2 tRNA genes are annotated in these 256 nt (G+C 57.8%); both read left to right on the top strand.

From position 1 onward, the window contains the following. The first annotated feature begins 90 nt into the window (after positions 1 to 90). Positions 91 to 179, top strand: a tRNA-Leu gene (locus G9F74_RS29665). Positions 180 to 182: 3 nt separating this feature from the next. Further along, positions 183 to 256 (top strand) — tRNA-Arg (locus G9F74_RS29660).

The following is a 256-nucleotide window of genomic DNA, read 5'->3' as shown; positions in this document are numbered from 1 at the left end:
CGGAAGTAGTTCAGTGGTAGAATACAACCTTGCCAAGGTTGGGGTCGCGGGTTCGAATCCCGTCTTCCGCTCCAATTTTCAATATGACATGCCGGGGTGGCGGAACAGGCAGACGCACAGGACTTAAAATCCTGCGGTGGGTGACCACCGTGCGGGTTCGACCCCCGCCCTCGGCACCATATGCGCCCGTAGCTCAATTGGATAGAGCGTTTGACTACGGATCAAGAGGTTAGGGGTTCGACTCCTCTCGGGCGCG

The sequence above is a fragment of the Bacillus sp. EKM202B genome (assembly GCF_011066025.1).
GTDB classification, from domain to species: Bacteria; Bacillota; Bacilli; order Bacillales; family Bacillaceae_G; genus Bacillus_A; species Bacillus_A toyonensis.
This window is presented reverse-complemented; position numbering and strand designations above follow the sequence as displayed.